The organism is Thermomonas hydrothermalis, assembly GCF_900129205.1.
Taxonomy (GTDB): domain Bacteria; phylum Pseudomonadota; class Gammaproteobacteria; order Xanthomonadales; family Xanthomonadaceae; genus Thermomonas; species Thermomonas hydrothermalis.
The window spans coordinates 25,998-48,320 of the sequence record NZ_FQUK01000018.1 but is presented as its reverse complement, the minus strand read 5'-3'; the positions used below and the strand labels follow the sequence as shown (position 1 = coordinate 48,320).

General features: G+C 66.9%; 24 protein-coding genes. 15 read left to right on the top strand and 9 right to left on the bottom strand.

Features of this window, described 5'->3' with window-relative positions:
- Positions 1-213: helix-turn-helix domain-containing protein (locus tag BUA29_RS06635; RefSeq protein WP_218587163.1), on the bottom strand; the 213-nt coding region annotated here is incomplete at its 3' end.
- Between the two features lie 231 nt (positions 214-444).
- On the opposite strand from BUA29_RS06635, the gene BUA29_RS06630 reads away from it, so the two are divergent.
- The gene (locus BUA29_RS06630; protein ID WP_072755824.1) at positions 445-1,809 is read left to right on the top strand and encodes a glutamate--cysteine ligase; all 1,365 of its coding nucleotides are present in this window, start codon (positions 445-447) and stop codon (positions 1,807-1,809) included.
- Between the two features lie 33 nt (positions 1,810-1,842).
- Here BUA29_RS06630 and mgtE read toward each other — a convergent pair whose 3' ends face one another.
- Complete coding sequence (mgtE, locus tag BUA29_RS06625; protein WP_072755823.1) at positions 1,843-3,204, bottom strand: magnesium transporter; 1,362 nt, start codon at positions 3,202-3,204, stop codon at positions 1,843-1,845.
- A 133-nt stretch (positions 3,205-3,337) separates the two neighbouring features.
- Between mgtE and apaG the strand changes: the two genes are divergently transcribed.
- Together apaG and BUA29_RS06615 are read left to right on the top strand one after the other, a co-directional pair.
- Entirely contained in the window at positions 3,338-3,718 is a 381-nt protein-coding gene (gene apaG / locus BUA29_RS06620; RefSeq protein WP_218587162.1) for a Co2+/Mg2+ efflux protein ApaG, read from the top strand.
- Positions 3,719-3,729: 11 nt separating this feature from the next.
- Entirely contained in the window at positions 3,730-4,620 is an 891-nt protein-coding gene (locus tag BUA29_RS06615; protein WP_072755821.1) for a symmetrical bis(5'-nucleosyl)-tetraphosphatase, read from the top strand.
- A 55-nt stretch (positions 4,621-4,675) separates the two neighbouring features.
- On the opposite strand, the gene murA is transcribed toward BUA29_RS06615, so the two are convergent.
- Together murA and BUA29_RS06605 are read right to left on the bottom strand one after the other, a co-directional pair.
- Positions 4,676-5,947, bottom strand: a complete 1,272-nt coding sequence (gene murA / locus BUA29_RS06610; RefSeq protein WP_072755820.1) for a UDP-N-acetylglucosamine 1-carboxyvinyltransferase — start codon at positions 5,945-5,947, stop codon at positions 4,676-4,678.
- A complete protein-coding gene (locus BUA29_RS06605; protein WP_072755819.1) occupies positions 5,947-6,180 on the bottom strand; it encodes a BolA family protein in 234 nt (77 codons plus the stop codon). Before BUA29_RS06605 ends, murA begins: the two co-directional genes overlap by 1 nt.
- A 67-nt stretch (positions 6,181-6,247) precedes the next feature.
- On the opposite strand from BUA29_RS06605, the gene BUA29_RS06600 reads away from it, so the two are divergent.
- From BUA29_RS06600 to BUA29_RS06545, 12 genes are all read left to right on the top strand, one after another.
- Positions 6,248-7,234: a KpsF/GutQ family sugar-phosphate isomerase gene (locus BUA29_RS06600; RefSeq protein WP_072755818.1), complete on the top strand. Its 987-nt coding sequence runs from the start codon at positions 6,248-6,250 to the stop codon at positions 7,232-7,234.
- On the top strand, positions 7,234-7,776 hold the full coding sequence (locus BUA29_RS06595; protein WP_072755817.1) for a KdsC family phosphatase: 543 nt from the start codon (positions 7,234-7,236) through the stop codon (positions 7,774-7,776). The genes BUA29_RS06600 and BUA29_RS06595 overlap by 1 nt, the downstream gene beginning before the upstream one ends.
- Positions 7,773-8,327 carry an LPS export ABC transporter periplasmic protein LptC gene (lptC, locus tag BUA29_RS06590; protein WP_072755816.1) on the top strand — a complete coding sequence of 185 codons (555 nt, stop codon included), beginning with the start codon at positions 7,773-7,775 and terminating at the stop codon, positions 8,325-8,327. The genes BUA29_RS06595 and lptC overlap by 4 nt, the downstream gene beginning before the upstream one ends.
- The gene (gene lptA / locus BUA29_RS06585; RefSeq protein WP_072755815.1) at positions 8,311-8,835 is read left to right on the top strand and encodes a lipopolysaccharide transport periplasmic protein LptA; all 525 of its coding nucleotides are present in this window, start codon (positions 8,311-8,313) and stop codon (positions 8,833-8,835) included. The genes lptC and lptA overlap by 17 nt, the downstream gene beginning before the upstream one ends.
- The gene (gene lptB, locus BUA29_RS06580; RefSeq protein WP_072755814.1) at positions 8,835-9,554 is read left to right on the top strand and encodes an LPS export ABC transporter ATP-binding protein; all 720 of its coding nucleotides are present in this window, start codon (positions 8,835-8,837) and stop codon (positions 9,552-9,554) included. Before lptA ends, lptB begins: the two co-directional genes overlap by 1 nt.
- A gap of 202 nt (positions 9,555-9,756) precedes the next feature.
- Positions 9,757-10,080 carry a ribosome hibernation-promoting factor, HPF/YfiA family gene (gene hpf / locus BUA29_RS06575; RefSeq protein WP_072755830.1) on the top strand — a complete coding sequence of 108 codons (324 nt, stop codon included), beginning with the start codon at positions 9,757-9,759 and terminating at the stop codon, positions 10,078-10,080.
- A 13-nt stretch (positions 10,081-10,093) separates the two neighbouring features.
- Positions 10,094-11,050 carry an HPr(Ser) kinase/phosphatase gene (gene hprK / locus BUA29_RS06570; protein ID WP_072755813.1) on the top strand — a complete coding sequence of 319 codons (957 nt, stop codon included), beginning with the start codon at positions 10,094-10,096 and terminating at the stop codon, positions 11,048-11,050.
- Positions 11,047-11,916 (top strand): RNase adapter RapZ, encoded by an 870-nt coding sequence (gene rapZ / locus BUA29_RS06565; protein ID WP_072755812.1) that lies wholly within the window; start codon positions 11,047-11,049, stop codon positions 11,914-11,916. Before hprK ends, rapZ begins: the two co-directional genes overlap by 4 nt.
- A gap of 72 nt (positions 11,917-11,988) precedes the next feature.
- Positions 11,989-12,381: a PTS sugar transporter subunit IIA gene (locus BUA29_RS06560; RefSeq protein WP_072755811.1), complete on the top strand. Its 393-nt coding sequence runs from the start codon at positions 11,989-11,991 to the stop codon at positions 12,379-12,381.
- Positions 12,382-12,417: 36 nt separating this feature from the next.
- On the top strand, positions 12,418-12,687 hold the full coding sequence (locus BUA29_RS06555) for an HPr family phosphocarrier protein (protein WP_072755810.1): 270 nt from the start codon (positions 12,418-12,420) through the stop codon (positions 12,685-12,687).
- Positions 12,687-14,414: a phosphoenolpyruvate--protein phosphotransferase gene (gene ptsP, locus BUA29_RS06550; protein ID WP_072755809.1), complete on the top strand. Its 1,728-nt coding sequence runs from the start codon at positions 12,687-12,689 to the stop codon at positions 14,412-14,414. The genes BUA29_RS06555 and ptsP overlap by 1 nt, the downstream gene beginning before the upstream one ends.
- 106 nt (positions 14,415-14,520) lie before the next feature.
- A complete protein-coding gene (locus tag BUA29_RS06545) occupies positions 14,521-15,645 on the top strand; it encodes an HD-GYP domain-containing protein (protein WP_143148835.1) in 1,125 nt (374 codons plus the stop codon).
- 57 nt (positions 15,646-15,702) lie between these two features.
- On the opposite strand, the gene rsmA is transcribed toward BUA29_RS06545, so the two are convergent.
- The 5 genes from rsmA to BUA29_RS06520 all read right to left on the bottom strand — a co-directional run bounded on the left by rsmA (position 15,703) and on the right by BUA29_RS06520 (position 22,302).
- Positions 15,703-16,509, bottom strand: coding sequence for a 16S rRNA (adenine(1518)-N(6)/adenine(1519)-N(6))-dimethyltransferase RsmA (gene rsmA, locus BUA29_RS06540; RefSeq protein ID WP_072755807.1), 807 nt, complete (start codon positions 16,507-16,509; stop codon positions 15,703-15,705).
- 31 nt (positions 16,510-16,540) lie between these two features.
- On the bottom strand, positions 16,541-17,509 hold the full coding sequence (gene pdxA, locus BUA29_RS06535) for a 4-hydroxythreonine-4-phosphate dehydrogenase PdxA (RefSeq protein WP_072755806.1): 969 nt from the start codon (positions 17,507-17,509) through the stop codon (positions 16,541-16,543).
- Positions 17,510-17,516: 7 nt separating this feature from the next.
- Positions 17,517-18,953 (bottom strand): peptidylprolyl isomerase, encoded by a 1,437-nt coding sequence (locus BUA29_RS06530; RefSeq protein ID WP_072755805.1) that lies wholly within the window; start codon positions 18,951-18,953, stop codon positions 17,517-17,519.
- Positions 18,950-21,316: an LPS assembly protein LptD gene (lptD, locus tag BUA29_RS06525; protein WP_072755804.1), complete on the bottom strand. Its 2,367-nt coding sequence runs from the start codon at positions 21,314-21,316 to the stop codon at positions 18,950-18,952. The genes BUA29_RS06530 and lptD overlap by 4 nt, the downstream gene beginning before the upstream one ends.
- Before the next feature lie 74 nt (positions 21,317-21,390).
- Complete coding sequence (locus BUA29_RS06520; RefSeq protein WP_072755829.1) at positions 21,391-22,302, bottom strand: histone deacetylase family protein; 912 nt, start codon at positions 22,300-22,302, stop codon at positions 21,391-21,393.
- Positions 22,303-22,323: the final 21 nt, after the last annotated feature.

Genomic DNA, 22,323 nt, shown 5'->3' with positions numbered 1-22,323 from the left:
CAGCCGTGGGTCGGTCTTGGGCGTGCGCCGGCGTTTGGGCGCGCAGGATCGAGCGGCCAAGGCGGCGGGATTGCCGCCCTGTTCGCGCAGGGCCTGCTTCCACCGGTAGAGCGTGCGCCGGGACACGTCGAAGGCGTCTTGGGTGGCTTCGAGGCCGTGTGTGTCCCAGAAGCGCAGGATGTGCAGCCTTCGTTGAGCGTCTTTGGGGGTCATTGCCCAAAGATGACCCAAGGCGGCTATTCGATAGAACCCCCGGATTCGGTACCCGGCATGGTGCACTTGCATGGCGCTCCTCCTGCTTCGAAGGAGTGCCAAAGGTGTTTGAACTTATGCACGGCCATGCGTCCGAATACGTATGCAGTTGCAACACAGCAGACCGGCGTGGTGCTGTCAGCATCAGGGTCGGCCGGCTATCCTGCGCATCCTTTGTCAGGATCTTCGCGCATGTCCGGTCCCAGCGACGCCCGTCAGACCCCGATTACCGACCGCCGCCAGTTGGTCGAGGTGTTTGCGTCTGGCGAGAAGCCCCGCGCTGACTGGCGTATTGGCACCGAACACGAAAAGTTCGGCTTCCGCTGGGACGACCTGCGGCCGCCGACCTTCGAGGGTGAGCGTGGCATCGAGGTACTGCTCAAGGGGCTGACCCGGTTCGGCTGGACCCCATATGAGGAAGACGGGCGGGTGATCGCGCTGACCCGTGAGGGGGCGTCGGTCACGCTGGAGCCGGCCGGGCAGCTGGAGCTATCAGGTGCTCCGCTTGCCACCCTGCACGAAACCTGCCGTGAGGTGGGTAGTCATCTGCGCGAGGTCCGGGCAGTGGCTGATGCGCTAGGTCTTGGCTTTCTTGGCATGGGCTTTCAACCCAAATGGCGGCGTGAGGACATGCCCTGGATGCCCAAGGGGCGCTACCAGATCATGCGCGAATACATGCCCAAGGTGGGGCGGCTGGGGCTGGACATGATGACCCGCACCTGCACCGTGCAGGTCAACCTCGATTACGCCAGCGAGGCGGACATGGTGAAGAAGTTCCGGGTCGCGCTGGCGTTGCAGCCGGTGGCGACCGCCCTGTTCGCCGACTCGCCGTTCACGGATGGCGCACCCAATGGGTTTCTTTCCTATCGCTCGCACGTCTGGACCGATACCGACCCCGACCGCACCGGCCTGTTGGATTTCGTGTTTGAGGACGGGTTCGGTTACGAGCGCTATGTCGACTACCTGTTGGACGTGCCGATGTACTTCGTACACCGGCAGGGGCGGTATCTGGATGCCAGCGGCAAGTCGTTCCGCGATTTTCTGGCTGGCCGGCTGGACGTGCTGCCCGGGGCGCTGCCGACGCTGCGCGATTTTTCCGATCACATGACCACCGCGTTCCCGGAAGTGCGGCTGAAGACCTTTTTGGAGATGCGGGGCGCCGACAGCGGGCCGTGGAACCGGATTTGTGCCCTGCCGGCGCTGTGGGTGGGGCTTCTGTATGACGATGCGGCGCTGGATGCGGCCTGGGATCTGGTGCGCACGTTCACCCGCGAGGAGCGGCATGCGCTGCGCGACGGCGTGCCGCGGCATGCGCTGCAGTTGCCGTTCCGTAGCGGCACGGTGCGCGAACTGGCCCAGGAAGTCCTGCGAATCGCAGCAGCAGGGTTACGTCGGCGTGCTTGTGCGGATGCCTGTGGCGCTGATGAAAGTGGTTTCTTGACGCCACTGCTGGAGATCGCCGAAAGCGGGCAGACCCCGGCGCAGCAGAAGCTCGCGCTGTTCCACGGTGAGTGGGGTGGCTGCGTGGATCCGGTTTTTCACCAGTTTGCGTATTGAGCCGCGCTGCGCTGACTGATCGCACGGGGCGGGTCAGCGCAGCAACAACAGGGTCGCCAGGCCGAGGAAGGTGAAAAACCCCATCACGTCGGTGACGGTGGTCAAAAAGATGCTGCTGGCCAGCGCCGGGTCATAGCCCAGGCGCTTGAGGGTCACGGGGATCAGCACCCCGGCAATTGCGGCAAACAGCAGGTTGCAGGTCAGCGCAATGGTGATCACCAGCGCCAGGCCCAGGTCGTGGAACCAGAGCAGAACCACAAGCGCCAGAATCAAGCCCAGGCCCAGGCCGTTGAGCAGCGCAACCCGGACTTCTTTCCACAGCAGGGCGCGAACGTTGGACGCGCCCACCTGACCCAGCGCCAGACCGCGCACCATCAGCGCCAGCACCTGGGTGCCGGCATTGCCACCCATCCCGGCCACAATCGGCATCAGCACCGCCAGTGCGGTCAGGGCATGGATGGTGTCCTCGAACTGGCCGACCACGCCGGCCGCCAGAAACGCCGTGGCCAGGTTGATGCCCAACCACAGCATGCGCCGGCGGGTGGCGCGCCAGACCGGGCTGAAGAGATCCTCGTCCTCGTCCAGACCGGCCGCGGACAGGGCCTGATGCTCGGCCTGTTCGCGGATGATGTCGACCACGTCGTCGATGGTGATGCGGCCGAGCAGGACGTTGTCGTCATCGACCACCGGTGCCGAAATCCAGTCGTGGTCGGAGAACTTGCGCGCCACGTCTTCTGCCGGCTCATCGACATGGATGGCGGTCAGGTTGTCGTCGATCAGGCGGTTGATCGGCGTACTGGGGTCATGGGTGACCAGATCCTGCAAGGCGACCCAGCCAATCAGGCGATGCCGGCGGTTGACCACGTAGAGGTGGTCGGTGTGCTCGGGCAGTTCGCCGCGCAGGCGCAGGTAACGCAGCACCACATCCACCGTGGTGTCGGCGCGTACCGTTACCACGTCGGGATTCATCAGGCGGCCGGCCGTGCCCTCCGCGTACGACAGCACCCGCTCCAGGCGCTCACGATTCTCACGGTCCATCGACTTGAGGACTTCCTCGATGACCTTGTCGGGCAGGTCATCGACCAGGTCGGCCAGGTCGTCGATGTCGAGGTCGGTGGCCGCGGCGACCAGCTCATCCTCGTCCATGTCCGCGATTAGCGACTCGCGGACTTCCTCGCCCACGTGGACCAGCACTTCGCCGTCGTCCTCGGGATCGACCAGGCCCCACACCACCTTGCGCTTGGCCGGGGGGAGTGATTCCAGCAGGTTGCCGATCTCCGCCGGCGACAGCGTGTTGATCAGCCGCTTCACCGGCCCCAGCCGGCCGCTGTCCAGCGCATCGCTGAGCAGGCGCAGCTGGCGGGCAGTCTTGTCGTGGCGGGCGGCTTCGGCCATGCGGCTTCCGGGCGATGGTTGGGGTTGAACGGGGACGCACGCGCGGATGCCAGGCGGCGTTGAGGTGCGATTATCGCCTGTCATGTGCATGCGTGCCCACCCTGTGCGGGGGAGGGCGGCTAGAATGACAGGCATGAGCAACAACGATTATCGGTTAGACATCGCGGTCGATGCCCGCTTCCTGGATGAGGAGTCGGCGCCGGAACAAGGCCGCTATGTGTTTGCCTACACCATCCACATCCGCAATCTGGGCAAGGTGTCTGCGCAGTTGCTGGGGCGGTACTGGCAGATCATCGACGGCAACGGTCGGGAGCAAGAGGTGCGCGGCGAGGGGGTGGTCGGTGTGCAGCCGTGGCTGCGCCCTGGTGAAGGCTTCGAGTACACCTCCGGGGCGGTGCTGGAAACCGACGTCGGCATCATGCGCGGCAGCTATGACATGCTGGCCGATGACGGCACCCGGTTCGAGGCCCCGATTCCGCCATTCACCCTTTCCGTTCCGCGGACCCTGCACTGAGGCGGTGATCGATGGCCGTCTGGGCAATCGGCGACCTGCAGGGTTGCCACGATGTCACCCAGCGTCTGCTGGAGAAGATCCGCTTCGACCCGGCGCAGGACCGGCTGTGGTTCTGCGGCGACCTGGTCAACCGCGGCGGGCAGTCGCTGGACACCCTGCGGCTGGTGTATTCGCTGCGCGACTATAGCGAGGTGGTGCTGGGCAATCATGACCTGTCGCTGCTGGCCGTGGCCGAACGCACGCCGGACGAGCAACGTCGGGTCAATCCGGATTTGCAGTCGGTGCTGTTTGCGCCGGATGCGCCAGACCTGCTGGCCTGGCTGCGGGCGCGCGAGCTGTGCCATGTCGATCGCAACCTGGGCTGGATGATGGTGCATGCCGGGATTTCGCCACGCTGGACGACCCAGTTGGCGGAAAAACACGCCCGCGAGGTGGAAGCGCGGCTGCGTGGCGAGCATGCCCGCAAGCTGTTGCGCAACATGTATGGCGATGGCCCGGACTGGTCACCGCATCTGAAGGGCGTCGAGCGTGACCGCGCCATCATCAATGTGTTCACCCGCATGCGCTATTGCAGTCCGCGTGGTCGGATCGCGTTCGACCAGAAGGGGCCGCCCGGCAGCCAGCCGCCGGGGCTATACCCGTGGTACTCGGTGCCAGGGCATGCCCCGCGCGACCTGAAGATCGTCTGCGGGCACTGGAGCACGTTGGGCCTGTTCATCGGCCATGGCGTGCATGCCATCGATACCGGTGCGGTCTGGGGCGGCCGTCTGACCGCCCTGCAACTGGATACTGACGAGCTGCGGGTGGTGCAGGTGCCAGGGCGTGAGGTGCCTGCACGACCGCCGAAGCCGCGCCCGTCCTCTTCCGGCAGGCATCCGACCGCAACGGCACTACCGCGATGAAGTGGGCGTGGGCGTAACCACGCCCGGACATATGCCAGACTGTTCGCGCCTTGGGTCAGGAGACGCGGCGGATGCTGGCCCCCAGCGCGGACAGCTTGGCTTCGATGTGCTCGTAGCCGCGGTCTAAGTGGTAGATGCGGTCGATGGTGGTTTCGCCGTCGGCCACCAGCCCGGCCAGGATCAGCGAGGCCGAGGCGCGCAGGTCGGTGGCCATCACCGGTGCGCCGCTGAGCCGGGCCACGCCGCGCACCACCGCGGTGTGCCCGTCCACGTGGATGTCCGCGCCGAGGCGCAGCAGCTCGTTGACGTGCATGAAGCGGTTTTCGAAGATCGTCTCGGTCACCACGCCCACGCCCTCGGCGATGCAGTTCAGTGCCATGAACTGGGCCTGCATGTCGGTGGGAAACGCCGGATGCGGCGCGGTGGTGATATTGACCGCGCGCGGGCGCTTGCCGTGCATGTCCACGGTGATGCGGTCGCCCGCATCGGCGGTGGACTCGACGGTGACCTCCGCGCCAGCCTCGCGCAGTTTGTCCAGCACCGCGTCCATGGTGTCGGCACGGGCGTGGGTGGCGGTGACGCGACCGCCGGTCATGGCGGCGGCGACCAGGAAGGTGCCACATTCAATACGGTCGGCCACCACCGCGTGTGTGCAGCCGTGCAGCCGCTCCACGCCTTCCACCACGATGCGCGGCGAACCGTGTCCGCTGATGCGGGCGCCCATCGCGTTCAGGCACTCGGCCAGATCGACAATCTCCGGCTCCATCGCCGCGTTTTCCAGCACCGTGGTGCCCTCCGCCAGCACGGCGGCCATCAGCACGTTCTCGGTGGCGCCGACGCTGACCAGTTCGAATACATGGTGCGTGCCCTTGAGGCGGCCATTGCGGCGTGCCTTGATGAACCCATGTTCGACGGTGATGTCGGCCCCCAGCGCCTGCAGGCCCTTGATATGCAGATCCACCGGGCGCGAACCGATGGCACAGCCGCCGGGCAGCGAGACTTCGGCAACACCGTAACGGGCCAGGAGCGGGCCCAGCACCAGCACCGAGGCGCGCATGGTCTTGACCAGCTCGTAGGGCGCGATGTGGCTGTTCACACTGCGCGGATCGACCGTCATCACATCGCCTTCGTGGACGACATCCGCGCCCAGCCCAGCCAGCAGCTTGGCGGTGGTCAGCACGTCGTGCAGGCGCGGCACGTTGGTGATCCGCACCGGTGTATCGGCCAGCAGGGTGGCGCACAGGATCGGCAGCACCGCGTTTTTGGCCCCGGAGATGCGGACGTCGCCGTTCAGCCGAGCACCGCCTTCGACCACGATCTTCTGCATCAGACGCCGGCCTCTTCCGGGGTCAGGGTGCGCAGCTGCAGCGCGTGGATCTCACCGCCCATGCGGTCGCCCAGGGTGGCATACACCATGCGGTGACGCGCCAACGGCAGCTTGCCGGCAAACGCCGGACAGATCACCGTGGCCTCGAAATGCACCCCGTCCTCGCCGCGCACCTCGGCGCGTGCGCCGGGCAGGCCGGTCTCGATGAGCTGGCGGATCAGGTCGGCATTCATGGGGGTGCTGGGACAAGTCAAGTAAACTGAAGCGTCAAGTTTATCCCAACCCCGCGAGCCACCGCCCATGTCATTGCCTTCGGACACCCCTGCGTTTGCCGCCAGTGGCAGGCGCGTGCTTGCCATCGAGGCCGACGCGCTGGGTGCGGTGGCGGCGCGGATCGGGGCGGAGTTTGAGGCGGCCTGCCGGATCATGCTGGATTGCCGTGGCCGGGTGGTGTGCACCGGGATGGGCAAGTCCGGGCATGTGGCCCGCAAGATCGCCGCCACACTCGCGTCCACCGGTACGCCGGCGTTCTTCATGCACCCGGGCGAAGCCGCGCACGGAGACCTGGGCATGGTCACCGACAGCGACGTGTTGTTGGCGCTGTCCTACTCGGGTGAGAGCGACGAGATTCTGCTGCTGCTGCCCGCCCTGCGCCGGCAAGGGAATCGCATCATCGCCATGACCGGCCGCGCCGGTTCGACCCTGGCCCGTGAGGCCGATGTCCACCTGGACGTCGCGGTTCCGTTGGAGGCCTGCCCGTTGCAGTTGGCTCCGACCTCCAGCACCACCGCTGCGCTGGCGCTGGGGGATGCACTGGCGGTGGCTTTGCTGGAAGCGCGTGGGTTCACGGCGGCGGATTTCGCGCGCTCGCATCCGGCCGGTGCGCTCGGTCGACGTCTGCTGTTGCACATCGCCGATGTGATGCATACCGGCGATGCGGTGCCGCGAGTGCCGCCTGACGCCACCCTGAGTGCGGCGCTGGTGGAGATGAGCAGCAAGCGTCTGGGGATGACCGCCATCGTGGACGCGCAAGACCGTCTGCTTGGGGTGTACACCGACGGTGACCTGCGTCGCACCCTCAACGATCCCGGCATCGACCTGCGCCGTGTGCGTATTGGCGAGGTGATGACGCGAGCCCCGCGCACCATCACCCCGGACGCGCTGGCGACCGAAGCGGCGCAACTGATGGAGGCGCACAAGATTCAAGGCCTGTTGGTCACCGACCACGATGGCCGACTGGTCGGGGCGCTGAACATCCACGATCTACTGCGGGCAAGGGTGGTGTGATGACGGCGCCTGCATTTCCAGCAGATGTTCTGGCGCGTGCCGCCCGGATCCGGCTGATTGGTTTCGACGTGGATGGCACCCTGACCGACGGCGGGCTGTATTACGCCGCCGACGGCAGCGAGAGCAAGCGGTTCCATGTCCAGGATGGCATGGGGCTGGTGCTGCTCCGTCAGGCCGGTATCGCCACTGCCTGGATCAGCGCCCGGCGCAGCCAGGCCACCCTCCTGCGTGGGCGCGAGCTGGGCATCGCCCATCTGCACCTGGGTGAATCCGACAAACTCGGCTGTCTGCGACGGATTGCCAGCGCGCAGGGCTTGGGCCTGGATGAGGTGGCCTTCATGGGGGATGACCTACCGGATCTGGCCGTTCTGCGGGCGGTCGGGCTGGCGCTGGCGCCTGCCAACGTACATCCGTGGCTGCTGCCTGTGGTGCATTGGGTTGCACCGCGAGGCGGTGGCCACGGCGCGGTACGCGACGCCTGTGACCTACTCCTGCAAGCGCAGGGGCGGGTGGAGGCGTTGTTGGGGAGCCAGGCCCTGTGAATCCGCGGCGGCTACTGACCTGGGTGCTGCTGGTCGCGGCGATTGCCAGCGGCTGGTCGGTCTGGCGTGGCCTGCGTCCGCAGGCGCAGGCGGCGGCAGATCTGCGGCCGGATTATGTGTTGCGCGATTACCAGATCGTCGCACTGGATCGGCAGGGCCGGGAGTCGTTCACCCTGACCGGCCCGCTGCTGCAACGCGCGCCGGTCAGTCGGGCGCTGACGCTGGTCACCCCGCAGTTCCTGATTCCCGACGCCCAGGGGCATTACTGGGACATGCGATCCGAGCGTGGCGAGGTGCCGGCCGATGACAGCCGGGTCGAACTGCGCGATCAGGTGGTGGCGGTCAGTCCGCCACAGACACCACCCCCGACCCGGATCGAAACCGCCTCACTGACGATCGATCTGAACCGCAAGCTCGCCCGCAGCAGCGCCGAGGTCGTGATCACCCGTCCGGGTCTTACAATGCGTGGCAAGGGGCTGGAGGCGGATCTCGCCCACCAGCAGGTTTCCCTCCTTTCCCAGGTTCGTACCCGTTATGTTCCGCAGCATTGACCTTCTGGCCGCCGCGGTGGCGGCGATGCTCATCGCCGTCTCCAGTAGTGCATCGGCCCGCACCAGCGACCGCCGTCAGCCGATGGAGATTGAATCCGCCCGCAGTGTCTGCGGAACCGGGGCCAATGCCACGTGCACCCTGTCTGGCAACGTGGTGATGGTGCAGGGCAGCCTGCACGTGCGGGCCGACAAGGCAGTGCTGCAGCAGGCTGCAGGCAATCCGAGCCGGGCGCTGCTCAGCGGCAATGTCAGCCTGCAGCAGGACATGGACGATGGCGACCGCATCGATGCCAGCTCCGATGCGATCGATTACGACCTGCGCAACGACGTGATGGTGCTCACCGGCAACGTGGTGATCCGCCAGCAGCGCGGCACCCTGACCGGTCAGCGGGTGGTGTACAACCTCAAGACCGGGCAGGTGGAGAGCGGTGGCGAGGGCGCCGGCCGGGTTCGCATGCGGATCCTGCCCAAGGATGTGGTCGCACCTGCGGCAAAGGGTGAATCCTGATGCTGGTCGCCGAAGGTCTGCGCAAGCGCTACAAGTCGCGTGAGGTGGTGCGCGATTTCGGGCTGACCCTGGATGCGGGCGAAGTGGTGGGCCTGTTGGGCCCCAATGGTGCCGGCAAGACCACCTGTTTCTACATGATCGTCGGGCTGATTCCCGCCGATGCCGGGCGGATCGTGCTGGATGGCGTGGAGATCACCGACCTGCCGATGCATGCCCGGGCCCGGCTTGGGCTTGGCTATCTGCCGCAGGAACCGTCGGTGTTCCGCAGGCTGAGCGTGGCCGACAACCTGCGTCTGGTGCTGGAACTGCGCCCGGATCTGGATGAGGCCGGACGCGAGCGTGAGCTTGCGGTGCTGTTGGATGAACTGCAGATCGCCCATGTGGCCGACCAGCTTGGCGCCAGCCTGTCCGGCGGCGAGCGTCGGCGGGTGGAGATCGCCCGTGCGCTGGCAGGAAAACCGCGCTTGATCCTGCTCGACGAACCGTTCGCCGGGGTCGATCCGATCACCGTGGCCGAGATCCAGCGCATCGTCCGGCATCTCAAACAGCGCGGCATCGGCGTGTTGATCACCGATCACAACGTCCGCGAGACCCTGGGGATCTGCGATCGCGCCTACATCCTGGCCGATGGCACCGTGCTGGCGCAGGGCACTCCCGAGGCGGTGCTGCAAAACGCCGATGTGCGGCGCGTCTATCTGGGCGAGACATTCCACCTGTAGCCATGTGGCTGGCTGCCGCTGCCCGCGGGTCGGTGGGGGCAGGTTGGCTGAACCTTCGCGTAGTCGAGCACTTGCCGAAGCCCTTCGCAGTCGATAGGTTGACCATGCAGGCGGTCGCTGGCTCACGTTGCCTTGGGCAACCGGCGCGTCGCCTGGCTGCGGGCACCCCCGCCCGCAGTGCACCGTGCAGAAGGAGGTCAAGATGCAGATCGAAACCTACGGCCAGCAGATCGAAGTCACCCCGGCCCTGAGCAAGTATGTCGAGACCCGCTTTGAGCGGTTGGGCCGGCACTTCGAGCATCCCTGCCAGATCCGTGTCCAGCTTGGTCTGGATAAGCCCAACCACAAGGCCGAGGCCACCGTCGCACTGCCCGGCAAGTCCCTGCACGCCGATGCCAGCGCGGCCGACATGTACGCGGCCATCGACCTGCTCGCTGACAAACTGGACCGCTTGCTGGTCAAGCACAAGGAGCGCATGGTCGATCATCACCGCGGCGAGAGCCTGACCCGCGACATCGCTGGCTGAGTCAGCCGTTGCCATGAGCACTGCCCGCATCACCGCCGTCGAGTTGTTCGAGCTGCAGCAAGAACGGCTGGGCCTGCGTTGGCTGGCCGGCCAGCAGCATGCTGGCGAGCGGGTGCTGGAAGCCGTGGACACCGTGGCCCGCCGGCCATCGCTGGCGGGCTACCTCAACATCATCTATCCCAACAAGGTGCAGATCCTCGGCAGTGAGGAGCTGCAATGGCTGGATGGTCTGGACGCGCGGCAGCGTTGGGAAACCATTCAGAAGATCATCGATTTCCGCCCGCTGGCGCTGGTCATCAGCAAAAACCAGGCCTGTCCGGAAGACCTGCGCCGTGCCGCCGAGGAAACCGATACGCCGTTGTGGGTGTCGCCACGACGCGGACATGAGCTGCTCAACCACCTGCAGTACATACTGGCGCGCAAGCTGGCGCCGCGCGTCACCCTGCATGGCGTGTTCATGGAGATCTATTCCATCGGCGTGCTGATCACCGGTGAATCCGGTGCCGGCAAGAGCGAGCTGGCGCTGGAGCTGATCACCCGCGGTCACCGGCTGGTGGCTGACGATGCTCCGGAGTTCACCCAGATCGCGCCGGACGTGCTCGATGGCACCTGTCCGGAACTTTTGCAGGACATGTTGGAGCTGCGCGGTCTGGGTGTACTCAACATCCGTCAGATGTTTGGTGACACCGCGGTCAAGCGCAACAAATACCTGCGCTTGATCGTGCACCTCAGCAGGCCATCGCTGGAGCCCAGCCCCGGCGGTCTGGAGCGCCTGACCGGTGACATCGGCAGCCGGCGTGTGCTTGATCTGGACGTGCCCATGATCACCATCCCGGTGATGCCCGGCCGCAATCTGGCCGTCCTGACCGAGGCCGCCACCCGTATGCACATCCTGCGTAGCAAAGGCATCGACCCGGCCGCCGCCTTTATGGCCCGGCACCGTCATTTCCTGGAGAGCGCCAGTCCATGAATGCGGCATCCGGCCCGACGCTGGTCGTGGTCAGCGGCATGTCCGGCTCGGGCAAGTCAATTGCGCTGCACACGCTGGAAGACCTGGGGTACTACTGCGTGGACAACCTGCCGGCCGAGTTGCTGCCGGAGTTCGTCCGCCGGTTGCGTGCGAGTGAACGTGCGCCCGAGCGGGTGGCGGTGGCGATCGATGCCCGCACCCTGGGCGATCTGGCCGAAGTGCCGGCACTGCTGTCCCAGGTCGGGGCGCAGGGGGTGGATCCGCGGCTCCTGTTCCTGGAAGCGCGCAACGAGGTGCTGCTGCGGCGCTATGCCGATACCCGGCGTCGGCATCCGCTCAGTCATCTCGGGCTGTCGCTGGCCGATGCCATCGCGCTGGAGTGGCAGGCGCTGCGGCCGCTGCGGCAGATCGCTGACATCCTGATCGATACCAGCGAGCTCAACGTGCACCAGATGCGGCGCCGCATCCTGGCCGAGTTCGGTGTCAGCAGTGCCGGTCTTGCGCTGTTGTTCGAATCGTTTGCCTACCGCCACGGCGTGCCGGCGGATGCCGATTTCGTTTTCGACGCCCGGGTGCTCCCCAATCCGCACTGGGATGCGCGGCTGCGGCCGCTGTCCGGGCGGGATCCCGAGGTGCGCGAGTATCTCGATGGCCAGCCTGAGGTCGAGCAGTACGTCGCCCAGGTGCAGGCGTTTTTGGATACCTGGCTGCCGCGGCTGAGCAGTGACACCCGCAGCTATGTCACGGTTGCATTTGGCTGCACCGGCGGCCGTCATCGCTCGGCGTACCTGGCCGAACGTCTGGCCCGGCATTTCCGCGCCTGCGGCTGGCCGGAGGTGGCCACCCATCATCGCGAACTGGACTAGCGCAGGTCTTTTCCGAGCGCGTCTGTCGTGTACCGCTTCCACGGTTTCGCTGCTGTCTGCTAAGTTGCAGACATGAGCGTCGGCGTTCTTCTGATCACCCATCCTGGCATCGGCAGCGCATTGCTGACGGTGGCGACCCGGTTGCTGGGCCGGCTGCCGCTGGCCTGCGAGGCATTCGAAGTGCCCTTCGATGCCGACCCCGACACCCTGCTGCCGCAGGCCAGTGCGGCGTTGCGCCGGGTCGATGCGGGTGCCGGCGTGCTGGTGCTGACCGACCTGTACGGCGCCACGCCGGCCAACCTGGCTGCACGTTTGGCCCGGCTGGGCACGCCGGTGCGGCGGGTATCGGCGCTGAGTCTGCCGATGCTGCTGCGGGTGATGAACTACGCGGAACTGGATCTCGATGACCTGCCTGCCGTGGCGGCGGCTGGCACCCGCAATGGAGCCATCATCGATGACCATTGATCGGCCAACGCATGATCAGACGCAGCGGAGGGCGGCATGATCCGACGCGAGCTGAAAGTCAGCAACCGGCTGGGGCTGCATGCGCGTGCCACCGCCAAGCTGGTGCAGTTGCTGTCGGGGTTCCGCAGCAGTGCCACGCTGGAGGTGCGTGGTCGCGAGGTCAATGCCAAGAGCATCATGGGCGTGATGCTGTTGGCCGCCGGTCCCGGCACAGAGGTGGTGCTGCGGGTGGAGGGCGAGGACGAACAGGCCGCAGTGGAGGCTGTGGTGGCGTTGTTTGAACGTCGGTTTGACGAGGACAGCTGATGCGTCAGGTGCTGTCCGGTATCGGTGCGGCGCGTGGCAATGCCCTCGGACGGGCGCGGGTACGGCAGCCGCATGCGCTCGATATCGACGAGACGCGGATCGAGGCCAGCCAGATCGAGGCCGAGCTGGAACGTTTCCATGCGGCCGTGGCCGCCGTTCGGGCCGAGATGCACGCGCTGCGAGAGCGCCTGCATGGCGTGCTTGCCCACGAGCTGGGCGAGTTCCTCGACCTGCACGCCCTGTTGCTGGACGATCCGGAACTGCTCTCAGGCATCGATGACCTGATCCGGGTTGGCCGTTATTCCGCCGATTACGCCTTGCGCCTGCAGCGTGACCGCCTCGCCGCAGTGTTTGAAGGCATGGACGATGCCTACCTGCGCAGCCGCATTGATGACATCGACCAGGTGATTGGCCGCCTGCATGCTGCCCTCAACCGTCACACGGCAGAGTTGCAAGGCGCCTCCGGCGAGATCCTGGTGGCGGACACCGTAGCGCCGGCAGAGTTGGCGCAGTTGCAGGCACAGGGCGTGGTCGGCGTGGTGACCGCCAGCGGCAGCCCGCTGTCGCATACCGCCATCCTGGCCCGCAGCCTACAGCTGCCGCTGGTGGTGGGGGCCGCGCAGGCGTTGCAGAAAGTCAATGACGGCGACGTGCTGGTGATCGACGGCAGCAGCGGCCTGGTGGTGCTGGAGCCGAATGCCGAGGACCTGCGTGCGCATCACCGGCGGGTTGCGGAGGCGCGGCGCGAACAGCGCCAGCGCAACCGTCTGCGACGTGAGCCGGCCCGCACCCGTGACGGGGTGGACATCAAGCTCTGGGCGAATGCGGAGACCGTTGCGGACGTCTCGACGGCGCATGCGTTGGGCGCAGCGGGGGTGGGGCTGTATCGAACCGAGTTTTTGTTCCTCGGCAGCCGCACGCTGCCAGACGAGGAGGCCCAGTTCCGCGCCTACCGCGAGGTGGTGCTGGCGATGACCGGGCGCATGGTCACCATCCGTACCCTCGACTTGGGCGCGGACAAAGCTGACGGAACCGGGCTGGCGCTGCGTGACGAACCCAACCCGGCGCTGGGGCTGCGTGGCGTGCGTCTGTCGCTGGTGCGGCAGGATTTACTGCGCACCCAGTTGCGAGCGATCGCGCGTGCGTCCGGCTATGGGCCCGTGCGCGTGCTGGTGCCGATGGTCAGCAGCGGCGAAGAAATGCGGGCGGTCCGGCGCATCCTGGCCGAGGTGCTGGATGCCGTGCGTCAGGAAGGCCACGAGACGGCGGCCGAGCTTCCGGTCGGCGCGATGATCGAGGTGCCCGCGGCCGCCCTGGCGTTGCCTGGGTTCATCGACACGTGCGATTTCCTGTCGGTCGGAACCAATGACCTGGTGCAGTACCTGCTGGCCGCAGATCGCACCCACGAGGCGCTGGGCGAGCTCTACACTCCGCTGCATCCGGCCGTGCTCAAGGTGCTGCGCGGGGTGGTTCGGGTTGGTCAGACGCATGGCAAGCCGGTCACCGTCTGTGGCGAGATCGCCGCCGATCCAGCGCTGGTGCCGCTGTTGCTGGCGCTGGGGCTGACCGAACTGAGCCTGCATCCGGCGATGCTGCTGGACGTGCGCCACGCCGTCCGTGGTTGTGATCTCGGCCAGTTGCGGGCGCAGGCCTCGGCCCTGCTGCGTGCGCGCAGCCGGGCCGGAATCGAACGCTGGCTGGCCACGCGGGCTGCCCCTGCGACATGAAGCACGGCTCTTGCGCGCGGCAAGCAGGCTCGGCCATGCTTGCGCTACACGTCACAGCGAGCCCAAGAAGGCTTGCCCGGGGAGTGAACGGTCTGCCATGAATCAGGTGTCTGTACGCCCTAGCGCATTGCGGCCGCTCAGGCCGGAGGATGTGGAAATCGGCCGTCCGCTGACCATGCCGGTGTACGACCGTGCCGGTGCCTTGTTGCTGCGTCCGGGTGAGTGCGTCGAAAGCGAACAGCAACGCGATCTGCTGCTCAAGCGTGGCAGTCAGGTGCCGCTGATGCTGCGCAAGGCGGACACGCCAGCCCAGCCGCCGGGGCCGATCGCGGTGATGGTGCAGCTGCATCGCGAGGTCGCCATGCTGCATCGCCGTCTGCTGTCCGGGACGGCCGCCGGCGTTCAGGAGCGGGTGGCAAAACTGATCACCACCATTGAAACCTGCCTCGACCAGGATGCCGATGCCACGCTGGCCTCCATGCAGCTGCAGCTGGATCCGGCCAATCATGCGGCGCGGCAGACCCATGCGGCCATCATTGGTGTGTTCGCTACCCGGGCCATGGGCATGGAGGCGAGCACTGCGCGGGGGCTGGCCGGTGCCGCGATCACCTATGACCTGGCACTGGGGCCGCTGACAGCGCAGCTCAACCGCCAGAGTGAACGGCTGAGCTACACCCAGCTGGCGCAGGTGCGGGCGCATCCGGAAGTCGGCAAGCGTCTGCTGGAAGCGGCGGGCATCTCCGACCCGGTCTGGCTGGATGCGGTGTTGCACCACCATGAGCGGCTGGACGGCTCGGGGTATCCGCACGGGTTGCGCGGTGGCGAGATTTCCGAGCCGACCCGGTTGCTGGCGATCATCGACATTTACACCGCCATGCTGCGTCCACGCATGTACCGCGAGGCGCTGCCGGCGCGGATGGCGCTGCGCAGCATCTTCCTGGAACGCGGCAAGCACGTGGACGAAGGCCTGGCGATGATGCTGGTGAAGGAGCTGGGGGTCTATCCGCCCGGTACGCTAGTGCGCCTGGCCAACGATGAAATCGGCATCGTCGTGCGCCGGGGCGAGGATGCCGCCCACCCGCAGGTGGCGCGCGTCCTGCTGCCTGACGGCACCCGCGATTCCCATCATCTGCGTCGCGACACCCGTGAAGACGGGTTGCATATCGTCGATACCGTCCCGTTCGACCGTCTGCCCTGGGTGGCCGACGAGGCCGCCGCCTTGTGGGATTGAGGCATCCCAGGCACGTGTTGCGCACTGCGTGCGCAGACAATCGGCGCTGGAGCCAGGTCAGGCGGGGACGGGGAGATTGGCCAGCCGCACGAACCCGGCCACGTCGATCTGCTCTGCGCGGGCGTCCGGGCGCAGGCCGGCGGCTTCGATCAGTGCGGGGCTGGCGACCCCGGACAGGGCGTTGCGCAGGGTCTTGCGACGCTGGCCGAAGGCGGCCCGAACCAGCTCGGCAAAACGCGCGTGGTCGCGGATGGCGATGTCCTCGGCCGGCTTCGGCACCAGCCGGACCACCGCCGATTCCACCTTGGGCGCGGGGCGGAATGCGCCGGGCGCGACCGTGAACAGCGGCGTCACCACGCTGTAGGCCTGCAGCATCACGCTCAGCCGGCCATACACCTTGCTGCCGGGGCCAGCCGCCATGCGCTCCACGACTTCTTTCTGCAGCATGAAGTGCATGTCGCGGATCGCGGCGGCATGGGTCAGGGCATGGAACAGGATCGGCGAGGACAGGTTGTAGGGCAGGTTGCCGAGCAGCCGGATCTGGCCGCGGGCATCGCCGTGACGGGCGGCCAGTGCGGTGAAATCCACCTCCAGCACATCGCCCTCGATCAGGTGCAGCGTGCCGTGCTCACGCGCCGCGGCCTGCAGAGGCGCATGCAGATCGCGGTCGAACTCGATGGCGATCAACTGGCCGTGCCGGCGCAGCAGCGGAAAGGTCAGCGCGCCTTGGCCTGGGCCGATTTCCACCAGCGCATCGCCAGGCTGCGGGTCGATCGCCTGCACGATTTTGTCGATCACCCCTTTCTCGTGCAGAAAGTTCTGGCCGAGGTGTTTTTTGGCCGGGCGGGTAAAGCCGTGGGTCATGGCGGTCTGTGAAGTGTCGAGAACAACCGGATCAGGCCCGCTGACGGGCCAGTCGGGCGCAGGTATCGATGGCGGCAAACAGGCTGGACGGATCGGCAATGCCCTGGCCGGCCACGTCGAGGGCGGTGCCATGATCGACGGCTACACGCGGAAACGGCAGGCCCAGGGTGATGTTAACCGCGTGCGCAAAGTCCGCGTGCTTGAGCACCGGCAGGCCCTGGTCGTGGTACATCGCCAGCACCGCGTCGAAACCGCGCAGCTTGTCGGGCAGGAAGGCGGTATCGGCCGGCAGCGGCCCGACCAGGCGCATCCCGGCAGCGCGTAGTTGCGCCAGGGTGGGGATGAGGATATCCAGCTCCTCGCGCCCCAGGTGGCCGTCTTCGCCAGCGTGCGGGTTCAGGCCGAGCACGGCGATCACCGGCGCAGCGATGCCAAACTGCGTGCGCAACGCCGTCTCGACGATGCGCAGGCTGCGCGCCAGCGCGTCCGGGGTGATCGCATCGGGCACTGCCCGCAGCGGCAGGTGCACGGTTTGCAGGGCCACCCGCATGTGCGGATTGGCCAGCATCATCACCACCTCGCAGCCGGTCAGCGCGGCCAGTAGATCGGTGGTGCCGGTGAAGGGGATGCCGGCCTGGTTGATCACCGCCTTGTGCACCGGGCCGGTGACCAGGCCATCGCACTGGCCGGCAAGACAGGCGTGTGCGGCACGGGTCAGGGCCTCGACTACGGATGCGGCATTGGCCGGTACCGGGGTGCCGAACGTAGCGGTCACCGGATGCGGGATATCGATGATTTCCAGGCTGCGCGGTGTGGCGGCGGGCTGGCCAGGGGCATGCAGAGCAAGCGGCAGGCCCAGCCGCGCGGCGGCACGGCGCAAGGTGGCGGCATCGCCGTAGACGACCAGGTGCGCCGGCCACTCCCGCTGCGCTGCCCGCACGACCAGCTCGGGGCCGATCCCCGCCGGTTCGCCCGGCACCAGTGCCAGCCGTGGTCGCATCCGTCGGTCAGGGCGTGTCCATGAAGCGGCCGGCCGCGCTGGCGTCCTGCAGCTCACGGCCGGGCTCAGTCTTGTGCTTTTCCTTGGGAGTTTCCGGCAGCGGCGCGCTGGTGGAGCGGCCCTGGGCGTCGCGCACGTCCACGTAGGCTTCGCCGCGCATCTCGCGCAGGAAGCGGTTCCATTCGTCTTCCAGCTTGCGCCGGCCGATCGTTTCACGGATCTGGGCGCGCAGGTTCTCGTCGCCGGCGGCGATTTCGCGTGTACCCAGCCGCTGCACGATCACCCAGCCCTGATCGGTCTTGAACGGGGCCGAGATCTGGCCATCGGCCAGGGCCGCCACCTGCAGGCCGAATGCGGTGCCATACGTGTCGGTGGTGAACCAGCCCAGATCGCCACCGCGGCGGCGGGTGGTGAGGTCGTCTGAGTTCTCGCTGGCTAGCTTGGCAAAGTCGGCGCCACCGGCCAGACGGGCCGCCAGGGTATCGGCCTTGGCCTTGGCGGCAGCATCGCTGGTCTTGTCGTCCACCTTGATCAGGATCTGGCGGGCGGAGAACTGGGTGACCTTGTCGCCGCTGCCCGGTGCCTGGGTGCGGGTGTCGACCAGTTGTACCAGCTGGAAACCGCTGGGGCCACGGATCGGGCCGAGGATCTCGCCCGGTTGCATCTGCTGGATCGCCGCAGCGAAGCTCGGCGGGATTTCGTTGAGGCTGCGCCAGCCCAGATCGCCGCCTTCCAGCGCGTTGGGGCTGTCGGAATAGCGCACTGCGGCGGCGGAGAAGCTCATCTCACCGCGGTCGATCAGGCTCTTGATGCCCTCGATTTTTTTCTGCGCGGTGGCGATCTGCTCGGGGCTGGCGCCGTCTGGTGTGGCCACCAGGATATGCGCCAGGTGGTATTGCTGGACGGCGGTGTTGGCCGCGGTGGCCATGGCAGCATCGACTTCCGCCTCGCTGACGCTGATGCGGCTCTGGGCGAAGCTCTGGCGCAGCTTCTGCATGATGATTTCATCGCGCAGATTGTTGCGGAAGTCGGCAAAGCTCATGCCGTCGGCGGCAATGCGCTCGCGCAGCTGGTCCACGCTCAACCCGTTTTGCTGTGCGACTGCCTGGACGGCGCGTTCGATTTCCGCGTCGGAGGCGGTGATGCCGGCATCACTAGCCCGCGCCAGTTGCAGACGCACCAGGATCAGCCGTTCCAGCACCTGCCGTTCCAGCACGTTGTCCGGTGGCAGCTGGTCCTCATGGCCTTTGTATTGGGCACGGATGTTGGCGATGGCGCGTTCCAGTTCGCTGCGCAGGATCACGTCGTCGTTGACGACTGCAGCGATCTGTTCCACCGGCTGCAAGGTCTCCTGCTGGGCGCTGGCCTGGCCGGAGAGCAGTAGGGCCGGCAACAGGAGGGCAAGCAGGAGACGGGGCAGGCGCAAGCGAGGAAAAGAGGTCATGGAATAGGATCGCTGATGGCGGGCTGGGACGGCTGGCCGGTGGCGGTTTTCGGCGGCACCAGATACAGGTCGTCGCGATTGTAGCCGAGGATGGATCGGCGCAAGGTTTGCTGGGTGTTCTGACCAGCCGACCCCAGCCCTTTCAGTTCGATTTCGAACATCAGGGAGTTGCCGAGCTGGCCGGCACGATTCTGCACGTGACGGCGGGCCACAACCCGAACCGCAACACAACAGCTGTCCCACTGCACGCCGGCCAGACCTTCCAGGGTCTTGTTGTCGCGTAGTGAGTAGTATTCGCGGCCCACCAGACTCCAGCTGGCATTGAGCGGGTACAGGAAGGAGAAATCCACCTGTTCGATCTGGGCGCGGCGGTAACGGTAGGCGATGTTCACCACGCCGCTGTCGGGTAGCAGATAACGTGCGCGCAGGCTGGCCAGATCGGTGCGCTTGAACTTGGCATCGCGCTGGTAGGAAGTGCCGATGGTCCAGCGATCCGTGGGGGCGTAGTTGGCATCCACCACCCAGGCCGAGCCGCCTCTTTGGGTGATCGGCTCGTTGGGCAGCCGCACCAGCGAGTCGCGGAAGTAGCGGATCTGGCCCAGGCTTGCCGAGAACCGCTCGAACCCGTCGGTCTGGCGGATCATGCGGGTGCTGACCGCCAGGGTCAGCTGATTGGCATCGGCTTGGCGATCGCCACCGGAATAGCGGTTGTCGCGGAACAGTTGTTCCCAGCTGAAGGTGAGTGGCTGGGTATCGAACACCGGCATCCCGGTCTGATCCACATACGGCACGTTCAGATAGAACAGACGTGGTTCGATGCTTTGCAGATAGTCGCGGCCCTTGACCTGGATATCGCGGTCGAAGAAGACCCCGGCATCCAGGCTGAAGATTGACTGTGCCCGCGATGGCGAGGTGCTGCTGCCCAGGCTCTGGGCCAGGGCGCGATCCAGGGCGTAGCTGGTATGGCGCCAGGCCAGGCTGGGGCGCAGGAACCAGGCATCGCCTTCCAGTGGCGCACTGACCCAGGGTTTGACGTCCAGGCGGGCCCCGGCCGGATAGATCGGGTGGTGGAAGCGCACGGCTTCGGCATCCAGGCCGTAGGTGAATGGCCCTAGCGCCTGCCGCTGCCAGTGCACGAACGCCCGTGGCAGGCGGTCATAGGGCAGCACGTTGCGGCTGAGTGTGTAGTCGGCCAGCTGCCAGTGATCGGCGCTCACCCCGGCGCGCCAGCCGTGGCCGATGCCATAGAGCCCGGTGCTGCTGTAGGTGGTGGTGTAGGACAGCCCGCTCAGACTGCCGCTGAAATCTTCCAGATAGCGCGGATCGCTGATCCAGGCCAGCTGGGTGCGGGCTTGCCAGTGCTCGGACAGGTTTTCCACACCGTCATAGCTGACGCTGCCGCGCGAGCGGTCGCGCAGGCGGTCCTGCGGCATCCACAGGGCCTCCAGGATGCCGCGGCCCTGTTCGTGCAAATAGCGGAACTGGCCCATCAACAGGCTGCCGCGTGAAGTCATGATGCGGGGGGTGAGGGTGGCGTCGTAGTTGGGGGCCAGATTGAGATAGATCGGCTGTGCCCAGTCCAGGCCATTGCGACCAGAGTTGGAGATCGACGGCAGCAGTAGGCCGCTGCGCCGGCGTTCGTCGGTCGGGAACATGAAAAATGGCAGATACAGCACCGGCACGTTGCCGACGTGCAGACGGGCACCGTAGGCCCGGGCCCAGCCCGTACTGTTATTGACGTCGATACGTTGAGCTTTGAGTTCCCAGTGCCGGGCCTGCGGCGGGCAGGTGGAATAGGTGGCGCCGCGCAGGCTGCCGGTCTGGCTGGACAGGTTGAGGCTGTCGGCCTTGCCGTTGCCGCGCCGCTGCAGCAGCTGATATTGCAGGTCCTGGATGGTGTGGGTATCGGAGTTCTGGTCGCCTTCGGCGCGGGCGGCACGCAGGCGCAGGCCGTTGGCCTGGAAGCGCACGCTGCCTTCGGCCTGGTAGCGCCCGGCGGCCTTGTCGAAGGTGAGCTGGTCGGCGCCCATGAACTGATCGCCATGCCGCATGGTGACGTTGCCGCGGAACACCGGGTTGGCACTGGTGCCGGAGAGCAGGTCGCCGTCGATTTCCGTGGGCATGTCCTTGCGTGATGGCTGGCTGTCCTGCGCCGGGCTGGCCTGATCCTGAGGCTCCACCGCCAGCCCTTCGGGCGCGCGCTGGAAATCCGGAAATGGCGGCACCACGTCGCCGACCGGGCACAGCGCCCAGGACGGTGCCATCGGCGTCAGCGGTGTCAGCGGCGCCAACGACTGCGCGTGGGCGTCGAGCGTGGCGGCGATGCACAGGGGAAGCGGGAGCAGACGCAGGAAAAATCGCACGGGGGATCCGGAGCAACGGGGGAACAGGGCGACAAGCTTGCCGGAAGCGGTCGAGGCCGGCAAACCGGAACGCGTCAGAAGACCAGCGCCTGCACGTGGGCCACGCAGGACTCGGCCAACGCCTGCAGGTGATAGCCGCCTTCCAGCAGGGACACTACCCGGCCGCCAGCGTGGCGATCGGCCACAGCCACCAGGGCGCGGGTCAGCCGCGCATAGTCCTCGGCCTCCAGGGCCCACTGCGCCAGCGGATCCAGCCGGTGGCCATCAAAACCGGCCGAAATCAGCACCAGTTGCGGCCGGAAGGCATCCAGGAAGGGCAGCAGTGTCTCCTGCCAGGCGGCCAGGAATGCGGCACCAGTGGTGCCCGGTGGCAGCGGAACGTTGGCGATGTTGCCGCAGCCGGTCTCGTTGCGTGCGCCGGTATCGGGATACAGCGGCCACTGATGCGTGCTGACGTAGCGCACGCGCGGATCGTTGGCGAAGATGGCCTGGGTGCCGTTGCCGTGGTGGACGTCGAAATCGGCGATCACCACCCGCTCCAGGCCGTGCGCATCGAGGGCATGCGCGGCGGCGACGGCCACGTTGTTGAACAGGCAAAAGCCCATGGCGCTGGCGGCAGTGGCGTGGTGTCCGGGCGGGCGCACCGCGCAAAAAGCGCGCTGCACATGACCATGCAAAACCGCATCGACCGCGGCGATGCCGGCACCCGCGGCGCGCAGGGCGGCCTCAGCGGAGCCGGGCCCAAGGCGGGTGTCGGCGTCCAGGTCAATGCGCTGCTGCGGCCGGGTATCCAGCACCGTCTGTAGCAGCGACTCGGTGTGGACACGAAGCAGCTGGCCACGGCTGGCGCGCGGGGCCTGGTGCCAGTCCAGATCGGGCAGGGCGCGCTCCAGGGCCTGCAACACCACGCGCAGGCGTTCGCTGCGCTCGGCATGACCAGGGCCGGGGTCGTGCTGCAGGCAGGCGGGATGGGTGTAGGCGCGGATCACGTCAGGTAGCCGCCGGCG